This is a genomic window from uncultured Eubacterium sp. (assembly GCF_934561735.1).
Taxonomy (GTDB): domain Bacteria; phylum Bacillota; class Clostridia; order Oscillospirales; family Acutalibacteraceae; genus Eubacterium_R.
This window is the reverse complement of record NZ_CAKTGT010000003.1, coordinates 253,850-276,262: the sequence shown is the minus strand read 5'-3', so window position 1 is coordinate 276,262 and position 22,413 is coordinate 253,850. Positions and strand designations below refer to the sequence as shown.

Sequence of the window (22,413 nt, the reverse complement as noted above, 5' to 3'; positions counted from 1 at the left end):
AAGCGTGGCAGAAATGCCAAGGTGGGGCATAATCCAAAATCCGCAAGCCAGGGAGAGTACCACATCGCAACAGGTGTAGAGGCACTTTTCGGATATTTGTACCTTACCGAGCAGGACGACAGAATTAAAGAACTGTTTGGAATTATAACCGAATAAAAAGTAATTTAATAAGGTTAACCGTTCTTGTATTTTCACAATACAGGGCGGTTATTTTTTATTTAATATGAAACATAGCTTGAATTTTGTGTAAAACACACATATTCGCAATAAAAAGTTTGTGAAATTTGCACAACCACATTTTTGCGTTTTTATTGTGATATATATATGTAGGCTGAAAAGCTTGATAATATAAATACAAAAAGGATGTGTTGTTTTGAAAACAAAAAACGAAAATGAAATTCCGTTTGAAAAGGAATTACTGGAAGGATTTGTAAAGCGACTTAAATTTCAAATGGAATATGAAAAACTTTGCAAATGGGAAATTAATAAACAGGAGTTCAAAAAATATGTCTTGATTTGCGAAAAATTAAGAGAAATTGCAAAAAACAATTCGGGTGAAGTTTTAATTGATTATAAAACGCAACTTGAGGGCAAAGACTTTTTCTTTGAATTCGATAAGACTGCAAGATGTGAAATTGAGATTCCGGCTCTTGCAATGAATAAAAACGAACTGAGTGATTTAATTAAAATACTGCAATCATCTATTGAAATAGATATTGATTTATCAAAAGATAATCAAATTTTAATTACATTTTATTTCCCAAATGTCTACATAAACAAGGGAATTCCGCTTAAATTTAATGATGATTCACAAAGTTAATAAACTTATAATTTTATAAAAGGAAAGGGTGTTTAAATGTAAAATTTATGAATGTATAGCAGGAGCAATACTGTGTATAAAAACATCAGAGCAAATCGAATGCAATGTTGAACTACACAAAAGTACAATATTTTGGACTTATTAATTCGAAATGCGGCTTATTCGTATCTTTTTGTTGACATAAACAATTTCGGTTGCTACTATAAAGGCGAAGACGAAAGGAGTAACAAATGAGTAAAAAGATATTTACAAAGAAAAACTGTATTTGGGCAGCAGCGGTTATTTTGGTTATTGTGGCAATAATTATAGCGGTTAATAAGTATAATGCTTACAAAGAAGAATTAAACAATTATAATTATGCAGTTTCGTGTGTTATGGGTGAAGATTATGATACAGCCTTGGAATATTTTTATAAATGTTCGTATTCGTTCAACGATACATTTGAATGGGAAGAGGTGATTAAAGGGCATGAGTGTTTAGTTAAAGGTGAATACGCCGATGCGTATGATTATGTGAAATATGTGAATTTTGAATATCTTACTCAGGAACAGAAAGCGTTTGTTGATAAAAGAATCGGTGAAATAGAAAAGGCATATGAAAAATATGAGAAGACACAAGAAACCACAACAAGGTCGATTGTAACAACAACAAGGTCTGCTGAAAGGTACTACTATACTACGAAAAATCATAAAACAACCGATTCTGACCCGTATGATGCTAAAAGTTACAGAAATGAAGAAGATTTTTATTATGACCATTATGATGATTTCTATGATTATTATGATGCGGAAAATTACTATGATGAACATCAAGATTAAATCTTCTTTGTTTGATAAAATGTGTTAAGACGGAGTTTGAAGTGCTGTTTGGTTTATATTAAACAAAATAATTCTTTACAAATTCGATTTTGTGTGATATAATCTTTTTGCTTAATGCGGATGACTCGGTTCTGGGGGCAAGTCGGATACGACATACACCGAGCCCACTACTGTGTTTTTCGCAATGCAAATATTATTATGAAAGGTGATTTTAATTATGACACAGGCAGAAAAGCAAGCTATTATGGCTGAATACGCTACTCACGAGGGTGACACAGGTTCTGCACAGGTTCAGGTTGCTGTTCTCACAAAGAGAATCAACGAACTCACAGAGCACCTCAAGGTTCACAAGAAGGACCATCACTCACGCAGAGGCCTTCTCAAGATGGTAGGTCACAGAAGAAACCTTCTTGCTTACATCTACAAGAAGGATGTTAACGAATACCGTGCACTTATCGCAAAGCTCGGCATCCGTAACACTCTTGAGCGTAACATGGCTGAAAACGAGGACTGATAATCCGTTGGCAAGTGATACCTGTTTGGCATCGCTTGCCTGTTTGTTTTTGATTCCAAAGGAGGAGCAAACAATAGTAGTAAATTGAGGGCGTAATTGCACAGATTTATGCCTTGAGTTTATTACTATTGCCCTCCTTTTGATATATAATAAAAATATTAATTTAGAGAGGTAAAAGTATGTTTTTCAAGAATTTTAAAGTATGGGAAACAGAGCTTGCCGGCAGAAAACTTACCCTTGAAACAGGTAAGATGGCAGGCCTTGCAAACGCATCAATCCTTGCTCGCTATGGCGAAACAGAGGTTTTGTGTAATGTAACAGCTTCGGCAAAGCCGAGAGAGGGCGTTGATTTCTTCCCACTCAGCGTAGACTACGAAGAGAAGATGTATTCGGTTGGCCGTATTCCGGGCTCATTCCAGAGAAGAGAGGGCAGAGCTTCCGAAAAAGCTATCCTCACATCTCGTTGCATCGACCGTCCTATCCGTCCTTTGTTCCCAAAGGATTTGAGAAACGACTGTTCCGTTGTTGCAACAGTTATGTCTGTTGACCCTGATTGCTCACCTGAAATCACAGCTATGATCGGTGTATCTGCCGCAATCGCAATTTCGGATATTCCATGGGACGGCCCTATTTCAGGCGTAAATGTAGGTCTTGTTGACGGTCAAATCGTTATCAACCCGGGTCTTGAGGACAGAGCAAAGAGCGACCTTGTTCTTACAGTTGCTTCAACAGCAGACCTTATCGCTATGATCGAAGCAGGCGGTAACGAAATCAGCGATGACCAAATGTTTGATGCTATTATGGCAGGTCACGAAGAAAATAAGAAGATTGTTAAGTTTATTCAGGAAATTGTTGATGAAATCGGCAAGCCAAAGTTCGCTTACGAATCATCGGATCCTGATCCTGAAATCCTTGCTCAAATCGAGGACTTCTGCATTGAGGATGTTAAGAAAGCACTTGACACAGACGACAAGAATGTTCGTGATGAGGCTCTTCTTCCTATTTATGATGCAGTTCACGAGAAGTTTGACGAACTCTTTGAAGGCAACGAGGGCAAGATTGACGAGATTATGTATCTTGTTCAAAAGCATGTTGTTCGTGCTTGGCTCAAGGATGAGCACAAGAGAGTTGACGGCAGAGGCATTGACGAAATTCGTCCTCTTAATGCTGAAGTTGACCTTCTTTCAAGAGTTCACGGTTCGGGTATGTTCACAAGAGGTCAAACACAGGTACTTTCAGTTGCAACACTCGGTCCTATGAATGATGCACAAATTCTTGACGGTCTTGATGAGCAAACCGAAAAGAGATATATCCACCACTACAACTTCCCATCATATTCAGTCGGTGAAACAAAGCCGTCAAGAGGCCCGGGCAGAAGAGAAATCGGTCACGGTGCTCTTGCAGAAAAGGCACTTGTTCCTGTTCTTCCGTCTGTTGATGAATTCCCGTATGCTATTCGTGTTGTATCCGAAGTTCTTTCTTCAAACGGTTCAACATCACAGGGTTCAATCTGCGGTTCAACTCTTGCTCTTATGGCAGCAGGTGTTCCGATTAAAGCTCCGGTTGCAGGTATTTCTTGCGGTCTTATTACAGGTGATGAGGGCGTTTACGGCGACTTTATGACAATGGTTGACATTCAGGGTCTTGAGGACTTCTACGGCGATATGGACTTTAAGGTTGCAGGTACAAAGAAGGGTATCACAGCAATTCAGATGGACCTTAAAGTACACGGTCTTACTCCTGAAATCATCAAGGAAGCTTTTGCAAAGACACACAAGGCAAGAAATTACATTCTTGACGAAATTATGCTCCCTGTTATCAGCGAGCCTCGTAAGGAACTTTCAAAGTACGCTCCAAAGATGTACACACTTCAAATCGACCCTGACAAGATTGGCGATGTAATCGGCAAGGGCGGCAAGGTTATTCAGGAAATCCAGGCTGAATACGAAGTTAAGATTAACATTGAAGAAGACGGCAGAGTATTCATTTCAGGCGTTGACGCAGAAAAGTGCGAGGGTGCAGTAGGCGTTGTTAAGCTTATCGCAACCGATCCTGAAGTCGGTGCTTTCTACAACGGTGTTGTAACAAGAATTATGAACTTCGGCGCATTTGTTGAAATTGCTCCGGGCAAGGAAGGTCTTGTTCACATTTCCCGTCTTGATGTTAAGAGAACAGAAAAGGTTGAGAATGTTGTTAATGTAGGCGATTCAATCATTGTTAAGTGCATTGAGATTGACGACCAGGGCAGAATTAATCTTTCAAGAAGAGATGCTTTGATTGAACTTGAGGGTATGAAACCTGAAAATGATATTGAAGAAGCTCCTCGCAAGCCAAGACGCGATAATCACCGCCGCGGCGACAGAAGATAATTAAATAAATCAAAGCAGTCATTCGTATGAGTGATTGCTTTTTTTGTATGTAATGTCGTCCCGATATTCCGTGTGCGGTATTTCGTTCAAAAATTGTTTTCTTGATTAAATAACTCATATATAGTATAATATTAATACTATTTTTAAAGGAGTATTTTTATGAGTGAAAAAATCCCAAATATGGATTTTGACGCAGATGAAGTAATTGACGACTTCAAGTCAAAATTCAAGTGGCCTTCAAGCAACGAGGTCGAAGTGGTGGTTAAGCCGCCTAAAGTAGGACTTAAAATTTTGATTTCGCTTCTTATTACCTTGGTTGCGGGTGCAGGCGTTTACTATATGATGATTCCTGCAATGAATTTCAAATCAACAGATTTTTACACATTCTGGTTTATAATCATTGCAATTTTCTGTGCTTCGTTTTATCTTCTTTGCGGTGCAAACAAAAAAGTAGAACGCCGTGAATATTGCAAAAGACGCTCGATTTTTCCGATTGTGTTGGTTGTTTTGATGCTTGTTGTTATGGCAGTCGGCTGGCTTGTGGGCTGCACACTTTTCCGTGCAAAGAGCTACAGCGAACTTGTCGATGTTAAGGAAAGCAGTTTTTCCGAGGACTTCAAGGATATCAATTACACCGATGTTCCCCGTCTTGATGCGGTAACATCAAAGGTTCTTGCCGACCAGCAACTCGGCTCACTTTCGGAATACAAGAGCCAATATGTTGTTTCCAATGTGTCAACCCAAATCAATTACAAAAATCATCCTGTCAGAGTTGCATATCTTGAATATGCCAATGTTTTCAAGTGGTTTAACAACACAAAGGACGGTTTGCCGGCATATATGCTCACCGACCTTGTCAGCCAAAATGTAACTGTTGTTAACTGTGTTGAAAAATTCGGCAGCGGTATCAAATATTCTCCTACGGAACTTTTTAACGAAAAACTTATCCGTCATTTGAGATTTCAGTATCCAACCGCACTTCTTGACACCCCTAATTTTGAGATTGATGATGACGCACACCCTTATTGGATTACTCCGGTGCTTGACAAGACAATCGGTCTTTTCGGCGGTACCGATGTAAAGGGTGCAATCATTACCGATGCTCTCACGGGCGAAAGTCAGTATTACAGTATGGGTCAAATCCGTACGGATGATTCTCTCAATTGGATTGATGTTGTTTACAACGAAAATCTTGTTGTTCAGCAATATAACTATCACGGTAAGCTTTCACACGGTTTTTGGAACTCAATCATTTTCCAAAATGATGTAAATGTTACATCGGACGGCAGCGGAGTTATTGCTATGGACGATGATGTGTGGGTTTACACAGGTGTTACATCTGCTGAGGCAGACACATCAAACTTCGGCTTCATCCTTTGCAATCAGCGTACAAAAGAACTCAGATATTACAAAAACGGCGGTGCTCAGGAAAGTTCGGCTCAGGCTTCGGCAGTCGATATGGTTCAGCAATATCGCTATCAGGCAACCTTCCCGATTCTTCTTGATATTGAGGACCAACCTACCTACTTTATGTCGCTTTACGGTGACGGCTACACGGTTAAGGGTTATGCGCTTGTAAACCTTGATGACAAAACTATCGTAGGTACAGGACTTCTTGATAACGAAAAGTCACATTCAAACGCACTTAATGCGGCGGTTGAAAACTATATTTCGGCTCTCAAAGATAAGAATAAGGTTGACCAAGACGCAAATGCCGATGATTACAAGGTTGATGACTCCTCGTCAAACACTGTGGTTGACGGTGATAATGCTTCGGCGGATTCAACAACCGAACAACCGCAGGAGGAACAAAAACTCACTGTTACAGGTGAAGTTAAGGACATCAAAACTTCTGTAAATGACGGCAACACGGTTTACTACTTGCAGGTTAAGGGCAAGTATTATTACATCACCGTAACCGATTGTATGGATGTTCTTCTCATCAACAAGGGCGACAAGGTTAAAGTTACCTACGCCAAGGACAGCGACAAGTTCGTTCTTGCAACCGATGTTGAAGTTGTAAAATAATTTAATAAATCGGAGACTGCTAAGAAAGTCTCTGAATTTCGTTTTCTTGCGAGTGGGAGCTGTACGATGGTACCGCCCCCGAGCAAAAACGGAAAACGCCAAAAATGCTGTAAGTATCAAACTTACAGCATTTTTAAAACTCCACCGTCAACGCTTCGTGTTGCCACCTCCCCTTTTGCTAAAAGAGGAGGAATAATTCGGTTGGATTATATTTGGCGTGGTTCAGGGGCTTTATCGGCAGTCTTTTCTTTTTCGCAACCGTAAGTTTACATTATGGAAGCCTTTTTTGATTGCTAAAACGGATGATTTTTGCTATCATTAGGTTAGCAAAGGAGGTAATTGATATGAAGTTTGATGAAAACTTGAGAGCGTTTAGAAAACAAAAGGAGTTTTCACAGGAATATCTTGCGGAGAAGATGAATGTGTCCCGTCAGACTGTTTCCAAATGGGAGAACGGCACGGCTATGCCCGATTTGAAAAAGTTGACCGATTTGGCAAGCCTTTTTGATGTCAGTATGGATGAACTGCTCGGAACATCTGCACCCGATTACAAAACCTCGGTGTCCGACAATTCCGAACTTGAAAATTTGAAACAGACATTTGATGAATATAAAACTAAAAATAAAAAGACGACAATCATATTCGGTGCGGTATCAACAGCACTTGTTGTTGCGTTAATTATTGCAACAGTCAATTTGTCAAATTCAATCGCAAATCTGCAAAGCAGGGTAAACAGCTTGCCGTCGGGGCAGGTGATTTATCAAAATGACAGTGATGACGACGGCAGTATTCTTTCTGATGTTGATTGCTATGTTTCAAAAGTGGACAGGGACAATCCCGATAAAGTTGAAATGACATTTACTTATGCACCTAAAACTTATGTCAAAGGTACAAGCGTAAAGTTTGTTGTGACCGATGCGTTGAAATCTACCGACCCGCAAACAACATTTGAAGCGGAGTTGAGCGGCAATTCGTTTTATGCTGTAATTCCGATTAAAATGTCGGGCTCAAACACGGTGAATGTTTCGGTTGATGACGGCACAAATGTCACCTCTGAGCAAATGGATATTGATTGGGTGGGCGAGTATTATGCCTTTACAAATCAGGTTCAAAATTACGATATTGATTCGACCGGTACAAGCGAAAGAATAATTTTTGATGAGAACACTGTTCAGTGGGAAGAAAATATCGAATGTCCAAAAATTACAAAGGCTTATCTTGAAGCCGAGGACGAAAACGGAAAAATCGTTTATTCCAAAAAATGCAAAATCCTATTGTCCGATTCTGTTTATTCGGTTGATGCCGAAAGTTTTGACAGCGCTGTAAAAATTTCAGCCGTTTATATAAAACTTACTGATGAATACGGCACAGAATGCAGAATGAAATGTGCTTATCTTTATAATAACACCGACGGCTTTGATTCAACTGCCGAAGCGGTTGAATCGACTCCTGAAGTAACAATAAGATTTCCTAATGGAATGAAGCTGACAAACTAATTAAACATAAAAAAGGCTATTTTGGTGTAAATACCAAAGTAGCCTTTTTGTTATGTTTGTCAGAATGCGATCTTTTCTTCGATGAATGCTTCGAGTTCTGAAATAGGAAGCCTAACCTGCTCCATTGTATCTCTGTCACGAACTGTTACGCAACCGTCCTCAACAGAATCAAAGTCGTATGTGATGCAGAACGGAGTACCGATTTCGTCCTGTCTGCGGTATCTCTTACCGATTGAGCCTGCGTCATCATAGTCAACCATAAATTTCTTTGAAAGGTTTTGGAACACTTCTTCAGCCTGCTCGTTGAGCTTCTTTGAAAGAGGAAGAACTGCGCACTTGTATGGTGCAAGAGCCGGATGGAAGTGCATAACGATTCTCTTGTCGTTCTTTTCCTCATCAAGTATTTCTTCGTCATATGCTTCGCAAAGAACTGCAAGGAAGAGTCTTTCAACACCGAGTGACGGTTCGATAACATACGGAATGTATCTCTCGTTTGTTGTGCCGTCAAAGTATTCAAGATTCTTGCCCGAAGTCTTGATGTGCTGTGTGAGGTCGTAGTCTGTTCTGTCTGCTACGCCCCAAAGCTCGCCCCAGCCGAACGGGAAGTTGTATTCAAAGTCGGTTGTTGCCTTTGAGTAGAAGCAAAGTTCTTCAGGGTCGTGGTCACGAAGTCTGAGGTTTTCAGGCTTGATGTTGAGTGAGTAGAGCCAATCTCTGCAGAAGCCTCTCCAGTATTCAAACCACTCAAGGTCTGTGCCCGGCTTGCAGAAGAATTCAAGTTCCATTTGCTCAAATTCACGAACACGGAAGATGAACTTGCCCGGAGTAATTTCGTTTCTGAATGACTTACCGATTTGAGCAACACCGAAAGGAACTTTTCTTCTTGTTGTTCTTTGGATGTTTGCAAAGTTAACAAAGATACCCTGTGCGGTTTCGGGACGGAGATAAATTTCGTCCTTGCTGTCCTCTGTTACACCCTGGAAAGTCTTGAACATAAGGTTAAACTGACGAATGTCGGTGAAATTGTGAGCACCGCAGTTTGGGCAAGGAATGTTCTTTTCCTTGATGTAGTTGCTGAGTTCTTCGTTTGACCAGCCTGCAACATTTGTGCCGTCAAAGTCCTCAATGATTTGGTCTGCTCTGTGGCGTGTTTTACATTCACAGCAGTCCATAAGCGGGTCGGAGAAACCGCCCAAGTGTCCTGAAGCAACCCATGTTTGCGGGTTCATCAAAATTGCGGAATCAAGACCTACATTGTATTTGTTTTCTTGGATAAACTTCTTTCTCCAAGCGTCCTTGATGTTTGTTTTGAGCTCAACACCCAACGGACCGTAATCCCAAGTGTTTGCAAGTCCGCCGTAGATTTCACTGCCCGGATATACAAAGCCTCTGCCTTTGCAAAGAGCAACGATTTGGTCAAGTGTTTTTTCAGAATTTAACATTGAAATGTCCTCCAATTTTTGATGTCTTATATTATACTATTTATATTGTTTTTAGTCAACTTATTTTGTAATGCTCGTCTTTGAGCACCGCCTCGGCACATTTGATTCCGTCAACAGCGGCGGAAACAATGCCTCCTGCATATCCTGCACCCTCTCCGCAAGGATAAACGCCTTGAATGTTGCATTCCAAAAATTCGTCACGCAAAATGCGTACACTGCTGGAACTTCTCGTTTCGGGTGCCGTGAGCACTGCATCATAAAGATTGAAGCCGTGTAGCTTGTTGTCCATTTGCACAATTGCGTCTTTCATTGTTGCCGAAACCTTTTGCGGCAAACATTCTTCAATATTTGTGAGCGTAACTCCCGTAGGGCAAGTAGGCTGAACATCGCCGAGCTGTTTGCTTTCTTTGCCTGCAAGGAAGTCGCCGACAAGCTGTGCCGGTGCTCTGTAATCTCCGCCCGCAAGTTCAAATGCCTTGTGCTCAATTTCTCTTTGATAATATATTCCTGCAAGCGGATGGTCGGACGGAAAATCTTTTGGCTCAATTCCAACCAAAAGTGCGGAGTTTGCGTTTTCTCCGTCACGGGCAAGCGAACTCATACCGTTCACGATAACGCCCTCTTTTTCGCTTGCGGCGGCAACAACCGTGCCGCCCGGGCACATACAAAATGTGTATGCACCACGCTCGTGGAGTCCGTGGCAGGCAAGTTTGTAATCGGCAGCACCCAATTTCGGATGCCCTGCAAATTTGCCGTATTGTGCCTTGTTGATGAGGCTTTGCGGATGTTCGATTCTTGCACCCACCGAAAACGGCTTTTGTATAATCTCAACTCCGAGGTTGTACAGCATTTCAACCGTATCTCTCGCACTGTGACCGATTGCCATAATTACGCTGTCGGTTTCAATATCAAAGCGTTCACCGTGGCAGATGTATGACACACCCTGAACCGCTCCGTTTGCCGTGTGGAGTTTGTCAAGTCTGCATTCGAGTTTAACTTCACCGCCGAGTTGTTCAATCCTCTTGCGGATGCTTTTTACAACTATCGCAAGCCTGTCCGTGCCGATGTGCGGTTTTGATGAATACAGAATTTCCTCGGGTGCACCTGCTTCGTAAAGTTCTTCAAGTACTTTGCGGATGAACGGACTTTTGATTCCCGTTGTCAGCTTGCCGTCCGAAAATGTGCCGGCTCCGCCCTCGCCGAACTGAACATTGCTTTCTTCATCGAGTTTGCGTTTTGTCCAAAATTCGTTTACATCACGCTGTCTTGCATCAATGTCCTTGCCTCGCTCGAGTATAATCGGCTGTGCACCTGCCTGTGCAAGTATAAGCCCTGCCAACATTCCTGCCGGACCGAAGCCTACAACAATCGGACGAAACTGTGAACTTCTGTTGTTTTCGGGCAAATCATATTTGTACGGCTTAACTGTCGTAACCTTGTTTGATTTGCACTTTGCAACTATTTGTTCCTCGTCAAGCGATATTGTCACATCAACGCTGTATGTGAAATGCACATCGTCCTTGCGTCTTGCGTCAACACTTTTCTTAAAAATCGTGAGGCTTGTTATATATTTTTCGTTTATTTTTAAAACCTTTGCCGCCTTTGATTTGAGGAGAGCCTCGTCATCGTCAAGCGACAGCTTAATTTCGTTAATTCTAATCATATTTCTTTTCGCTTCAGCTTGGTTGTTATGTTTGTTGCGGCGTTGATACCGCTGTATATTGCATATGTAAGGTTAAAACCGCCGCATTCAAACTGATTATCGGTGAGTTCACCGGTTATGTACAAGTACGGTATAATCTTTGATTCGTTGCAGTCGGTCAGTTCATCGGCAGGTACGCCGCCCTTTGTGATTTGAGCAAAGTCATATCCCTTTGTGCCGGTAATTATTATGCGTTGATTTTTTACGCATCTTGCCATTCTGTCCGCTTCGCCGTTTGTTTGTTTTTCAAGTATCGAGCACAGTTTTTGCGGAAGTATTCCGGCAAACGAGCCGAATTTTTCAAGATGTTGTTTCAAGTCGTCCTCGCTCATTTCGGGAACAAAGTCGATGATTGCAACGGTTTTATCCTGCCCCGATTGAAGTCTTTTGTCGTTGATGAGAGTTGAAAGATTCATCACAACGATGCCCGAAAGGCCGTAGTCCGTAAATAAAAGTTCGCCGTATTCCTCACTGATTATCTCGCCGTTTGTTTCTATTTTTACAAGGCATTTTGTTCTTGTGCCTTTGAGCGAACGGCAATTTTTGTTTGATGATTTAAGTTGAACAAGGGCAGGGGAAAGTTCGGTGATTGTGTGGCCGAGCGATTTTGCAATTTCATACCCGCTGCCGTCCGAGCCGAGTGCCTTTTGAGCTTTGCCGCCGGTGGCAAGGATAAGCGTTGCACTTTCAAACACACCTTTGCTTGTGTAAACAAAAAAGTTGTCGCCAAAGTGCTCAACCCGTTTTATTTCGCAGTCGGTTACGATATTTATGCCAAGGCGTTCACATTGTTCTTTGAGCACATCGACAACCGTTGCCGCCTGCAATGAATAAGGATACATTCTGCCGTACTCATCTTCACGCAATATAAGACCGAGTGTTGAAAGAAAATCATACACTTCACCGTAGTGCTCGGCGTTTTTGTTTGCAATGTTGCACCTGCCGTTGCCCGTTGCGTGAATTTTTTTGAGTATGTCATCAAGATGTTCCAATACGGTTACATCAAAATTAGGATTGTTTTGTTTTATTTTGATTGCCGCCGCAATGCCCGAAGCACCGCCGCCGATTATAACCGCCTTCATAGTTATCCCCTCATATATAACTGTAATTAATGTATATATATTATAATACATTATAAATTTTTTTCAACTAATATTTTCCCTCTGCCGCACCCTTTTGTGCGGAATATATGATTTGTACCGATTATCGGCAGAAAAGGGTTGACATTTGTTGACATCTGTGGTATAGTCTTTGTACCTCGTAGAAAAGGGCTTTTATTTTTGTGCCCTGATTTTTTAAATCCGTAAGCGTTGCGGGTTTAACGGCACGAGGGAGATTGTTATCGAAATTTAATAGGAGGTGCCGAAATGAGAGTTAAGATTACATTAGCTTGCACTGAATGCAAACAACGCAATTACAACACAATGAAAAACAAGAAAAACACACCTGACAGACTTGAAATGAACAAGTATTGTCGTTTCTGTAAGAAGCACACACTTCACAGAGAAACAAAGTAACGGAGGAATAACGATGGCTGAAGATAAAAAGGCTAAAAAGACAGACGCTAAAAAGTCAAAAAATGACAAGTCAAAGTCTAAGAAAAATCCGTTCAAGTCAATCGCAAGTTTCTTTAAGAGTGTAAACAGTGAGGGTAAAAAGGTTAACTGGCCTAACGCACAGGAAGTTTTAAAAAACACTCTTGTCGTTATCGTAGTAATCGCTATCGTAAGTGCTGTTATTTATGTTATCGACCTTGGTCTTACAAGCGGTATGAAGGGCATTAAGCAGTTGGCACAAACAACTAGCCAATCAGAAGAAACAACAGCCGAAACAACAGCTGAGGCTCTCACAGAACTTACAACAGAAGCCACCACTGCCGAATAATCAAGGAGGCACATGATGGAAGAAGCAAAATGGTATGTTGCCCATACATTTTCGGGTTATGAAAATAAGGTGGCAACCGACCTTAAAAATAAGGTCGAAAACCTTAATCTTACTGATATGATTCAGGATATTGTCATTCCTACCGAAACCGTTGTTGAAGTAAAGGACGACGGCACAAAGAAGGAAATCGAAAGAAAGATTTTTCCTTCATACATTATGGTAAAAATGATAATGACAGACGATACTTGGTACATTGTCCGCAACACAAGAGGTTGTGCCGGATTTGTAGGACCTGAGGGCAAGCCTGTAGCACTCACCGAGGAAGAAGTTAAAAATCTCGGCGTAGAAAAGGTAAGCGTAGAGGTTCAATATGAAGTCGGCGATATGGTTACCGTTATTGACGGTCCGCTTGAGGGCTTTACAGGTACGGTTGAATCCATAGACACGGCAAATAACAGCGTTCAGGCTGTTGTATCAATGTTCGGTCGTGAAACTTCAGTTGATTTTGAACTTGACCAGCTCGAAAAGGTCAAAGACTGATTTTAGTAATCGGCAGCTTTGTGCTGCATTTACCGTAGGGCGTTATTTATAGCGTCTTATGAGTGGGAGGAGATATAACTTCTCCGCCAATAACCACATTTTTTAGGAGGAAAATAATTATGGCTCAAAAGGTAGTAGGTTTAATTAAACTTCAAATTCCTGCCGGTAAAGCAACTCCGGCACCACCTGTAGGTCCGGCTCTCGGTCAGCACGGTGTAAACATTGTTGCTTTTACAAAAGACTTTAACGAAAGAACAAAGAATGACGCAGGTCTTATCATTCCTGTAGTAATTACTGTATATGAAGACCGTACATTCACATTTATCACAAAGACTCCGCCTGCAGCAGTTCTTATTAAGAAGGCATGCGGTATTGACAAGGCATCAGGCGTACCTAACAAGACAAAGGTTGCAACAATCTCTAAGGCTGATGTTCAAAAGATTGCAGAACAAAAGATGCCTGACCTTAACGCAGCATCACTTGAAGCTGCTATGTCAATGATCGCAGGTACAGCTCGCAGCATGGGTATTGTAGTAGAAGACTGATTCCCAATGTGGGAGGAAAAATCCGATTAACCACTGGAGGTAATTTTTAATGAAACACGGAAAGAAATATACAGACGGCGCAAAATTGATTGACCGCGCTAATTTATACACATCAACAGAAGCTTTGGACCTCGTTGAAAAGACAGCTAAGGCTAAGTTTGATGAAACAGTAGAAGTACATGTTCGTTTGGGCGTTGACTCTCGTCATGCTGACCAGCAGGTTCGTGGCGCAGTTGTTTTGCCAAACGGTACAGGTAAGGATGTTAAGGTAGCAGTATTCGCTAAGGGCGACCTTGCAAAGGCAGCTCAGGATGCAGGTGCCGACATCGTAGGTGATATGGACTTGATGCAAAAGATTCAAGGCGGCTGGATGGAATTCGATGTATGTATCGCATCTCCTGATATGATGGGCGTCGTTGGTCGTTTGGGTAAGGTTCTCGGTCCTCGTGGCTTGATGCCTTCACCAAAAGCAGGTACAGTTACTATGGATGTAGCAAAGGCTGTACAGGAAGCTAAGGCAGGTAAGATTGAATACCGTCTTGACAAGTCAAACATCATCCACTGCCCAATCGGCAAGGTATCATTCGGTACAGACAAGCTCCTTGAAAACTTCAATGCTCTCCTTGACGCTATCATCAAGGCAAAGCCTGAAGCAGCAAAGGGTCAGTACATTAAGTCTTGCGCAGTAGCTTCAACAATGGGCCCGGGCGTAAGAATCAACCCATCAAAGGTTGGTACTGTTTCTGTAGCAGAATAATAAAAAGTTGTTGACAAGAGTATTCTCTTGTGATACAATATACAAGCTGTTCAACCAAAGACAGTAGGTGTCCCTGTGACATAAGCTTTGTCGCCTACCGAGGAATGAGCATTATGTAGCACTTTGTGCAAAATTATGTAATGTCGTGCATCCTCGATTTGGGGATGCACTTTTATATTTGTTGGATAGCTCCAAAAGTCCGTTTTATGCGGCAAAATAATTATGGAGGTAAACTAAAAATGCCAAGTACAGTAGTTCTTGAAAAGAAAAAGCAACAAGTTGCCGATCTTGCAGAACGCATCAAGGGTTCATGCGCAGGTGTAGTTGTTGACTACAAGGGTATTAATGTTGAAGATGACACAAAGCTCAGAAAAGAGCTTCGTGAAGCAGGCGTTACTTACACAGTAGTTAAGAATTCTATCCTTAAGCGTGCAGCTGAAGAAGTTGGACTTGAGATTGCGGATTCTGTTGTAGAAGGTACAACAGCAGTTGCAACATCAGTTGACGATTATGTAGTAGCAGCTCGTATTCTCAACAAGTACGCAGAAGAAAATGAAAGCTTCAATATCAAGACAGGTTATCTCGACGGCGCAATCATCGCTAACGAAGAAGTTGTAGCACTTGCTAAGCTTCCTTCAAGAGAAACTCTCCTTGCAACTATCGCAAGTGTAGTAGTAGAACCTATCGCTTGTATCGCTCGTGCAGTTAATGCTCTTGAAGAAAAGGGCGGCGCATCGGCAGTTGAAGCAGCTCCTGAGGAAGCTCCAGCAGAGGAAGCTCCGGCAGAAGCACCGGCTGAAGAACCGGCAGAATAATTACTAAATTTAATTCTAATTATAACGGAGGAAAAAATCATGGCATCAGAAAAGATTACAGCAATTGTAGATTCAATCGCAGAACTTACAGTTCTTGAACTTAAAGAACTCAAAGAAACAATCGAGGAAACATTCGGCGTAACTGCAGCAGCAGTAGCAGTAGCAGCAGCTCCTGCAGAAGGCGGCGCAGCAGCAGCTGACGCTAAGTCAGAATTCGATGTTGTTCTTACAGAAGTAGGCGCAAACAAGATTCAGGTTATCAAGGCAGTTCGTGAAGCAACAGGTCTTGGCCTTAAGGAAGCTAAGGAAATCGTTGACGGCGCTCCTTCAACAGTTAAGGAAGCAATGCCAACAGCTGACGCTGAAGCTCTTAAGGAAGCTCTCACAGCAGCAGGCGCAACAGTTGAACTCAAGTAATTTTAGTTTAAACTTAATCCATAATTTAGGAAGCTACCTCAAAAGGGTAGCTTCTTTTTTATATGCGGTGCATTAAATTTTAACCACAATAGGTTGTATGTCAAATTTATTCGTGTTATTCCTGTAGTATCGGAGTGTGAACAGATTGTAAATCTCGTTCATATTATTTACAACATATTGAAAATATCGGCGAAATATGGTATAATGTGCACAACATATGGAAATGATGACATATGTAATTTCTTATGGAGGTGAAAAAAGTATGTCTGATTCAATGATGTACATTATTTGGGCGGCGGCTATTATCGGGTTCGGTGTGCTTGAAGCGATAACTGTTCAGCTCGTGTCGATATGGTTTGTTATCGGCTCGGTCGCAGGTCTTGTGTCGGCACTTCTCGGTGCCCCGATTTACCTTCAGGTTATTATCTGTATTGCGGTCAGCGTGCTTGCACTTTTGGTTACAAGACCGCTTGTTCGCAAAAAACTGCAAACAAAGGTTCAGCCGACTAATGCCGACCGAGTAATCGGGCAGACTGCTGTGGTTGTTGAGGAAATCAATAACATTGCACAGACCGGAACCGTGAAAATTGACGGTAAAGTTTGGACAGCCCGAAGTTGTGATGACAAAATTCTTCCGCCAAACAGTTTGGTGACGATTGAAAAAATCGAAGGCGTAAAATTAATAGTAAAACAAAATTAGCATATAATAGAATTATTTAAAGGAGAAAATTTATGAAATTATTTATAGTAATCATTGTGCTCGTTGTTGCACTTTTGGCTCTTGTTTTTGCAAACATCAGAGTTGTTCCGCAATCAAAGGCTTATGTTATTGAAAGACTCGGCACCTACTTCACAACTTGGGAAACAGGACTTCATGTAAAAGTTCCGTTTATCGACAGAATCGCAAAGATTGTATCCCTCAAAGAGCAGGTTGTTGACTTCAAGCCACAGCCTGTAATTACAAAAGATAATGTTACTATGCAGATTGACACGGTTGTGTTCTATCAAATCACCGACCCAAAACTTTACTGCTACGGTGTTGAAAGCCCGATTTCCGCTATTGAAAACCTTTCGGCAACAACACTCCGTAACATCATCGGTGAGCTTGAACTCGACTCAACCCTTACATCCCGTGACACAATCAATGCAAAAATCCGTGTAATCCTTGATGAAGCAACCGACCCTTGGGGCATCAAGGTTAACAGAGTTGAACTTAAGAATATTATCCCTCCTCGTGAAATTCAGGACGCTATGGAAAAGCAGATGAAGGCAGAGCGTGAGCGCCGTGAGGCAATCCTCCGTGCCGAGGGTGAAAAGCAATCGAGAATTCTTGTGGCAGAAGGTCATAAAGAGTCAAAAATCCTTGAAGCAGAGGCAGAAAAGCAATCCGCAATTCTTGCCGCAGAAGCTGTTAAGGAAGCAAAAATCAGAGAAGCAGAGGGTGAGGCACAGGCTATTGCAACCGTTCAGCAGGCAAGCGCAGAGGCAATCAAGCTTCTTAACGAAGCAAATGCCAACGAGGCTGTGCTTAAACTTAAAGCACTTGAAGCGTTTGCAAAAGCGGCAGACGGTCAGGCAACAAAGATTATTATCCCGTCGGAAATTCAGTCTATTGCAGGCCTTGCCGAAGGCATTGTTGAAAGTGTAAAATAATATAACGATTTCGCCCACAGCAGAAATGCCGTGGGCATTTTTTTGCTTAAGGTTGCCAAAAATATTTATATATGTTATAGTTTTTGAAGTATACAATATCGGAGAGGGAAAATGAAAATACAAATTTCGGACCATTTTAATTTTAAAAATTTGATGCAATTTACAATTCCGTCAATCGTTATGATGATGTTTTCAAGCATTTACAATGTTGTTGACGGCTACTTTGTGTCAAATTACACGGGCAAAACACAGTTTGCCGCCGTTAATCTTGTTATGCCGTTTTTAATGATGATGAGCGTAATAGGCTTTATGTTCGGCACGGGCGGTAACGCCATTGTGTCCAAATTGCTCGGCGAGGGTAAAAATAAAAAGGCAAACGAAGTTTTTTCAATGCTTGTATATATCACAATAATTGTCGGAATTGTGATTTTTGTTGCGGCTGAAATTGCTATGCCGCAAATCGCAAAGCTTCTCGGTGCAGATAAAAATATGCTTGAATATTGCGTCCTTTACGGCAGAATTATATCAATCAGCGTAACTCCGTTTATGCTCCAGGTGTTTTTTCAAAGTTTTATGCCTACGGCAGGCAAACCGCATATCGGACTTGCCGTAACAATCATTGCAGGTGTTACAAATATTATTTTGGATTTTTTGTTTGTAGGCGTGTTCAAATGGGGTATTGTCGGTGCGGCAGCCGCTACGGTAACGGGTGAAAGTATCGGCGGTATAGTTCCGCTTGTCTATTTTATAAGCAAAAATTCAAGCTCGCTCCGCCTTTGCAAAACAAAGTTTGACGGCAAAATCTTGCTCAAAACCTGCACAAACGGTTCGTCCGAACTTATGACAAATCTTTCCACAAATATCGTAAGCATAATGTACAACTACCAACTTATGAAATATTACGGCGAAAACGGCGTTGCGGCTTACGGCACAATTATGTATTTAAACTTTATGTTTACATCGCTCTTTATCGGCTATTCCATCGGTTCCGCACCTATTGTCGGTTACAATTACGGCTCAAAGAACTATAAAGAACTTCAAAATATATTCAGAAAAAGTCTTGCTGTTTTGTTCGGTGCTTCGGCAATTATTACGCTTTCATCCGTATTCCTTGCAGGACCTATTGCAAGCATTTATGTCGGCTACGACAAGGACTTATATGACCTTACGGTTATGGCTTTCAGACTGTTTGCAACTTCGTATTTGATTGTCGGATATAACATTTACGCTTCGGCATTTTTCACGGCACTCAACAACGGACTTGTCAGTGCGGCTATATCGTTTTTGAGAACGCTTCTGTTCCAAATCGTTTGCATTTTTGCTTTGCCGCTGTTGTTCGGCAAGCAGGCGATTTGGCTTTCAATCACGGTTGCAGAAGTTTGTACACTTATTATGTCGGCAGTGTTCATTTTCACTCAAAACAAAAAGTATCATTACATTAAATCGAAAAAGTAAATTCTATTCTTTGACAGTTCTTTACTTTTTCTTGTTCAATTATTAAATTCGGTATGGTTTAATATAATCACCGGAGGGGAAATATATGTATACGGTTTTAGTATGCGATGACGACATCGCAATTCAAAATTCAATTAAGATTTATCTTGAAAACGAGGGCTACAATGTTCTCACCGCTTCTGACGGCGAGGAATGTATCAGGGTTGCGGAAAATAACGAAGTGCACTGCCTCATCCTTGATATTATGATGCCCAAGATTGACGGCTTGAACGCCATGCTCAAAATCAGAGAAAACAAGAATTTTCCGATTATTCTTCTTTCTGCAAAGAGCGAGGATACGGACAAAATCACGGGACTTTCATTTGGTGCCGATGATTATGTTACAAAGCCGTTCAATCCACTTGAGCTTGTGGCGAGGGTGAAAAGCCAAATCAGACGCTACTCAACTCTCGGCTCGATGGTGAAAACCGACAGTCAGCTCATCACGGGCGGTCTTGTGCTCGACACAAAGTCAAAGCGTGTGACCGTTGACGGCGAGGAGGTTCACCTTACAGCCCGTGAATACAGAATTCTTGAATATCTTATGCAGAATATGAATGTTGTTCTTTCTTCTTCGCAGATTTATGAGGCTGTGTGGAACGAGGTATCGTTAGGCATTGAAAAAACCGTAACCGTACATATACGAAATATCCGAGAAAAAATCGAAATTAACCCCAAAGACCCTAAATATCTAAAGGTGGTGTATGGACTTGGATACAAAATTGAAAAATATTAAAACTCAAAAGGCATCAAGAGTAATCTCGTTTTTGCTTGCGTTGGTTTTTGTTGTTGTGGGTATGCTCAACGGAATCGAGGTTGTCAAATCGGCGTATCTGTTTGGCTTTGGCGATTGCCTGAACAATGACCTTACTGTTTATGACACAAACGGATTTGAAAATGATTTTAGAACAGATGTTAATTCTGTGCTTGCTTGGTCAAATCGAAACTATATGCAAAAGCAGGTTGAAAAAAAGAAAACAGAATTCGTTGACGGAATGCTTGCAAAATATCTTGAATCAAAAAGCTTTTATGATGCAAACAGTCAAGCGTTGCTAAAGTCGTATAATGATGAGTATAATGAATATTATGACGAAGATGATGACGGTGATGTTGATTATGACAATGCATCATCGCTGTATAACATTCAACATGAATATGATGAGTTTGGAAATGATGTTTTTTACTTTCAAAAGGATTACTCGGAAGAACTTTCAGCAGGAAGATATTTGTGGTTTACCTGTTCTGTTCCGTTATCATATTCAAGCGAACAGGCACTAAAACACCTTGAAAAAAAGTTTGATAAAGAAGTAACCGAACAAATAGGTCCTTATCTCAATCAAACCGAAGTTTCGGATGCTTTGCAATTTTACATTGAATCAAAAGACGGTATCGTTTACACAAATGTTGATGATGTAAACACATTCAAAAAGAATGCTACGGCAGATAAAGGCTTTTGGCTCGGCGAGAATAATTTGAGCAGAAACAGGTTTTATTCGCTTTGCAATGTTTATGATGATTTTTACACCAATAACACAAAGCAGGCTTATTTTCAAATTGATATGAGCAAGGCAAAGAATGATTACTATTCCGAAATTCAGGAAAATTTTGACAAAGTCAATCATAATCCGATGAAAAACTTTGCCGTGAGCGTTGCCTGCATCATACTTTTGCTGTTGCTCCTTGTTTGGAACTGCGTGCTTGCAGGCAGAAAAGGCAGTGAATACAAAACTTCCAAAATCGACAAAGTGCCAAACGATTTGCATTTTCTTGTAAGCGGCGGACTTGTTGCAGGCGGATTTTTCCTGTTGGTTAATTCACTTTATTATTATGCTAAAAGCCTGTTTTCCGAAGCGGGTATTTACAGCACTTTAGCGGATATGGTTGCCGGCGTTGTAAACTCAAATATGTTCATGCCTCTTGTTTGTGCCCTTGCTTTTGCAATCTTCCTTGTTATGAGCGAATGGCTCACATCGGTGGCAAGACAGGTAAAGGCTCACAGCGGATTTTTCAAAAATACACTTGTTTATATGCTGATAAAGTGCCTTGTATGGCTCTTTAAGACGGTTGTTGCAAAACCTGCAAAGAAAGGCATTGCGTTCTTAAAATACCGCCCTGATGTGTTTAAAAAGCAGTTAATGGCATATCTCATCGGCTACGGTGTTGTCAATTTGCTGTTGTTGTTCTTTGTGTCGGTTTGTGATTACGGCGGAGTGAGGTTGCTCCTTTGCCTTGCTTGGTTTGGGTTGAATGTGGCAAGTCTTGTGTTTGTTGTAAAATATGTTATGGACCTTGACGAAATCATCAAGGCGTTTAACGAAAGACGACCGCCGAGAGTTAACTACCAAAAACTTCCGCAAAGCCTAAAGATGCTTGTGGATGCACAAAAATACACAGCCGAGGAACTTAACCGTGCTGTTGACAAGGCTGTTAAAGATGAGCGAATGAGAAGCGAACTTATCACAAATGTTTCGCACGATTTGAAAACACCGCTTACATCAATCATCACTTATGTTGACCTCTTGAAGCATTGTGATATTCAAGACGAAAAAGCACAGGAATACATCGGTGTTCTTGACGAAAAGGGTGGCAGGCTGAAGCGACTTATTGACGACCTTGTGGAAGCGTCAAAGATTACCAGCGGAGTGGTAAAGCTCAATTTGGTACAGCTTGATTTGGGAGAACTTGCCACCCAGGCAGTAGTTGAACATCAGCAGGAATTTGCCGACAACGGACTTGAACTCATCTTCAAGGGCGACAAAAAGAGCCTTTCGGCAATAGCAGACGGTCAAAAGACATACAGAGTTATTGAAAACCTGTTGTCAAACGCACGCAAGTATTCGGCAAAAGGCTCAAGAGTTTATGCGGATGTTTACGAGCAGAACAACACCGCAGTGTTTGAAATCAAAAATGTTTCGGCTCAGCCGCTTGATATTTCGGCGGATGAACTGAAAGAACGCTTTGTCCGTGGGGATAAGTCACGCAACGAGGAGGGTAATGGTTTGGGACTCTCGATTGCAGACAATCTCTGTCAGGCAATGCACGGCAGAATGGAAATCCACATCGACGGCGACTTGTTCAAGGTCAAGGTTGTTTTGCCAAGGCAACATAAATAATAAAAA

22 protein-coding genes and 1 other annotated feature are annotated in these 22,413 nt (G+C 41.4%); of the genes, 19 read left to right on the top strand and 3 right to left on the bottom strand.

Translation table 11 applies throughout. The features are described 5' to 3' along the window. The 7 genes from Q0E08_RS08885 to Q0E08_RS04690 form a co-directional block, all read left to right on the top strand. Window positions 1–156 (top strand): ribonuclease III domain-containing protein (locus Q0E08_RS08885; protein WP_367118523.1); only part of this gene is annotated, 156 nt, incomplete at its 5' end. A 217-nt stretch (window positions 157–373) separates the two neighbouring features. Further along, a complete protein-coding gene (locus Q0E08_RS04715) occupies window positions 374–820 on the top strand; it encodes a hypothetical protein (protein WP_294777496.1) in 447 nt (148 codons plus the stop codon). A gap of 230 nt (window positions 821–1,050) precedes the next feature. Further along, window positions 1,051–1,638 carry a hypothetical protein gene (locus Q0E08_RS04710; protein ID WP_294777493.1) on the top strand — a complete coding sequence of 196 codons (588 nt, stop codon included), beginning with the start codon at window positions 1,051–1,053 and terminating at the stop codon, window positions 1,636–1,638. Between the two features lie 217 nt (window positions 1,639–1,855). Then, a complete protein-coding gene (gene rpsO / locus Q0E08_RS04705) occupies window positions 1,856–2,152 on the top strand; it encodes a 30S ribosomal protein S15 (protein ID WP_294777491.1) in 297 nt (98 codons plus the stop codon). A 179-nt stretch (window positions 2,153–2,331) separates the two neighbouring features. Beyond that, window positions 2,332–4,521 (top strand): polyribonucleotide nucleotidyltransferase, encoded by a 2,190-nt coding sequence (locus Q0E08_RS04700; RefSeq protein WP_294777490.1) that lies wholly within the window; start codon window positions 2,332–2,334, stop codon window positions 4,519–4,521. A gap of 159 nt (window positions 4,522–4,680) precedes the next feature. Further along, window positions 4,681–6,549, top strand: coding sequence for a CvpA family protein (locus Q0E08_RS04695; protein ID WP_294777487.1), 1,869 nt, complete (start codon window positions 4,681–4,683; stop codon window positions 6,547–6,549). A 344-nt stretch (window positions 6,550–6,893) separates the two neighbouring features. Beyond that, entirely contained in the window at window positions 6,894–8,045 is a 1,152-nt protein-coding gene (locus Q0E08_RS04690; RefSeq protein WP_294777486.1) for a helix-turn-helix domain-containing protein, read from the top strand. 59 nt (window positions 8,046–8,104) lie between these two features. Here Q0E08_RS04690 and Q0E08_RS04685 read toward each other — a convergent pair whose 3' ends face one another. The 3 genes from Q0E08_RS04685 to Q0E08_RS04675 are packed head-to-tail and all read right to left on the bottom strand — an operon-like array spanning window position 8,105 to window position 12,271. Next, a complete protein-coding gene (locus Q0E08_RS04685; RefSeq protein ID WP_294777484.1) occupies window positions 8,105–9,487 on the bottom strand; it encodes a glycine--tRNA ligase in 1,383 nt (460 codons plus the stop codon). 55 nt (window positions 9,488–9,542) lie between these two features. Next, window positions 9,543–11,150 carry an NAD(P)/FAD-dependent oxidoreductase gene (locus tag Q0E08_RS04680; RefSeq protein ID WP_294777482.1) on the bottom strand — a complete coding sequence of 536 codons (1,608 nt, stop codon included), beginning with the start codon at window positions 11,148–11,150 and terminating at the stop codon, window positions 9,543–9,545. After that, window positions 11,147–12,271 (bottom strand): aminoacetone oxidase family FAD-binding enzyme, encoded by a 1,125-nt coding sequence (locus tag Q0E08_RS04675; RefSeq protein ID WP_294777480.1) that lies wholly within the window; start codon window positions 12,269–12,271, stop codon window positions 11,147–11,149. The genes Q0E08_RS04680 and Q0E08_RS04675 overlap by 4 nt, the downstream gene beginning before the upstream one ends. A gap of 285 nt (window positions 12,272–12,556) precedes the next feature. Between Q0E08_RS04675 and rpmG the strand changes: the two genes are divergently transcribed. The 12 genes from rpmG (at window position 12,557) to Q0E08_RS04615 (ending at window position 22,407) form a co-directional block, all read left to right on the top strand. Continuing rightward, a complete protein-coding gene (gene rpmG / locus Q0E08_RS04670) occupies window positions 12,557–12,706 on the top strand; it encodes a 50S ribosomal protein L33 (protein WP_022194415.1) in 150 nt (49 codons plus the stop codon). A 13-nt stretch (window positions 12,707–12,719) separates the two neighbouring features. Then, the gene (secE, locus tag Q0E08_RS04665) at window positions 12,720–13,073 is read left to right on the top strand and encodes a preprotein translocase subunit SecE (RefSeq protein WP_294777476.1); all 354 of its coding nucleotides are present in this window, start codon (window positions 12,720–12,722) and stop codon (window positions 13,071–13,073) included. A gap of 12 nt (window positions 13,074–13,085) precedes the next feature. Further along, window positions 13,086–13,613, top strand: coding sequence for a transcription termination/antitermination protein NusG (nusG, locus tag Q0E08_RS04660; protein WP_294777473.1), 528 nt, complete (start codon window positions 13,086–13,088; stop codon window positions 13,611–13,613). A gap of 119 nt (window positions 13,614–13,732) precedes the next feature. After that, a complete protein-coding gene (gene rplK, locus Q0E08_RS04655) occupies window positions 13,733–14,158 on the top strand; it encodes a 50S ribosomal protein L11 (protein WP_078767859.1) in 426 nt (141 codons plus the stop codon). Between the two features lie 49 nt (window positions 14,159–14,207). Continuing rightward, complete coding sequence (rplA, locus tag Q0E08_RS04650) at window positions 14,208–14,915, top strand: 50S ribosomal protein L1 (RefSeq protein WP_294777470.1); 708 nt, start codon at window positions 14,208–14,210, stop codon at window positions 14,913–14,915. 36 nt (window positions 14,916–14,951) lie between these two features. Further along, window positions 14,952–15,100: a sequence feature (ribosomal protein L10 leader region), on the top strand. A 54-nt stretch (window positions 15,101–15,154) separates the two neighbouring features. After that, complete coding sequence (gene rplJ / locus Q0E08_RS04645; protein ID WP_294777468.1) at window positions 15,155–15,730, top strand: 50S ribosomal protein L10; 576 nt, start codon at window positions 15,155–15,157, stop codon at window positions 15,728–15,730. 39 nt (window positions 15,731–15,769) lie between these two features. Then, window positions 15,770–16,147 carry a 50S ribosomal protein L7/L12 gene (rplL, locus tag Q0E08_RS04640; RefSeq protein ID WP_273431730.1) on the top strand — a complete coding sequence of 126 codons (378 nt, stop codon included), beginning with the start codon at window positions 15,770–15,772 and terminating at the stop codon, window positions 16,145–16,147. 262 nt (window positions 16,148–16,409) lie between these two features. Further along, window positions 16,410–16,847 (top strand): NfeD family protein, encoded by a 438-nt coding sequence (locus tag Q0E08_RS04635; protein WP_294777463.1) that lies wholly within the window; start codon window positions 16,410–16,412, stop codon window positions 16,845–16,847. 32 nt (window positions 16,848–16,879) lie between these two features. Then, window positions 16,880–17,800, top strand: a complete 921-nt coding sequence (locus Q0E08_RS04630; protein ID WP_294777461.1) for an SPFH domain-containing protein — start codon at window positions 16,880–16,882, stop codon at window positions 17,798–17,800. A gap of 111 nt (window positions 17,801–17,911) precedes the next feature. Next, window positions 17,912–19,255, top strand: coding sequence for an MATE family efflux transporter (locus Q0E08_RS04625; protein ID WP_294777459.1), 1,344 nt, complete (start codon window positions 17,912–17,914; stop codon window positions 19,253–19,255). A gap of 85 nt (window positions 19,256–19,340) precedes the next feature. Next, complete coding sequence (locus tag Q0E08_RS04620; protein WP_294777457.1) at window positions 19,341–20,030, top strand: response regulator transcription factor; 690 nt, start codon at window positions 19,341–19,343, stop codon at window positions 20,028–20,030. Next, on the top strand, window positions 19,999–22,407 hold the full coding sequence (locus tag Q0E08_RS04615; RefSeq protein ID WP_294777454.1) for a sensor histidine kinase KdpD: 2,409 nt from the start codon (window positions 19,999–20,001) through the stop codon (window positions 22,405–22,407). The genes Q0E08_RS04620 and Q0E08_RS04615 overlap by 32 nt, the downstream gene beginning before the upstream one ends. Window positions 22,408–22,413 lie beyond the last annotated feature (6 nt).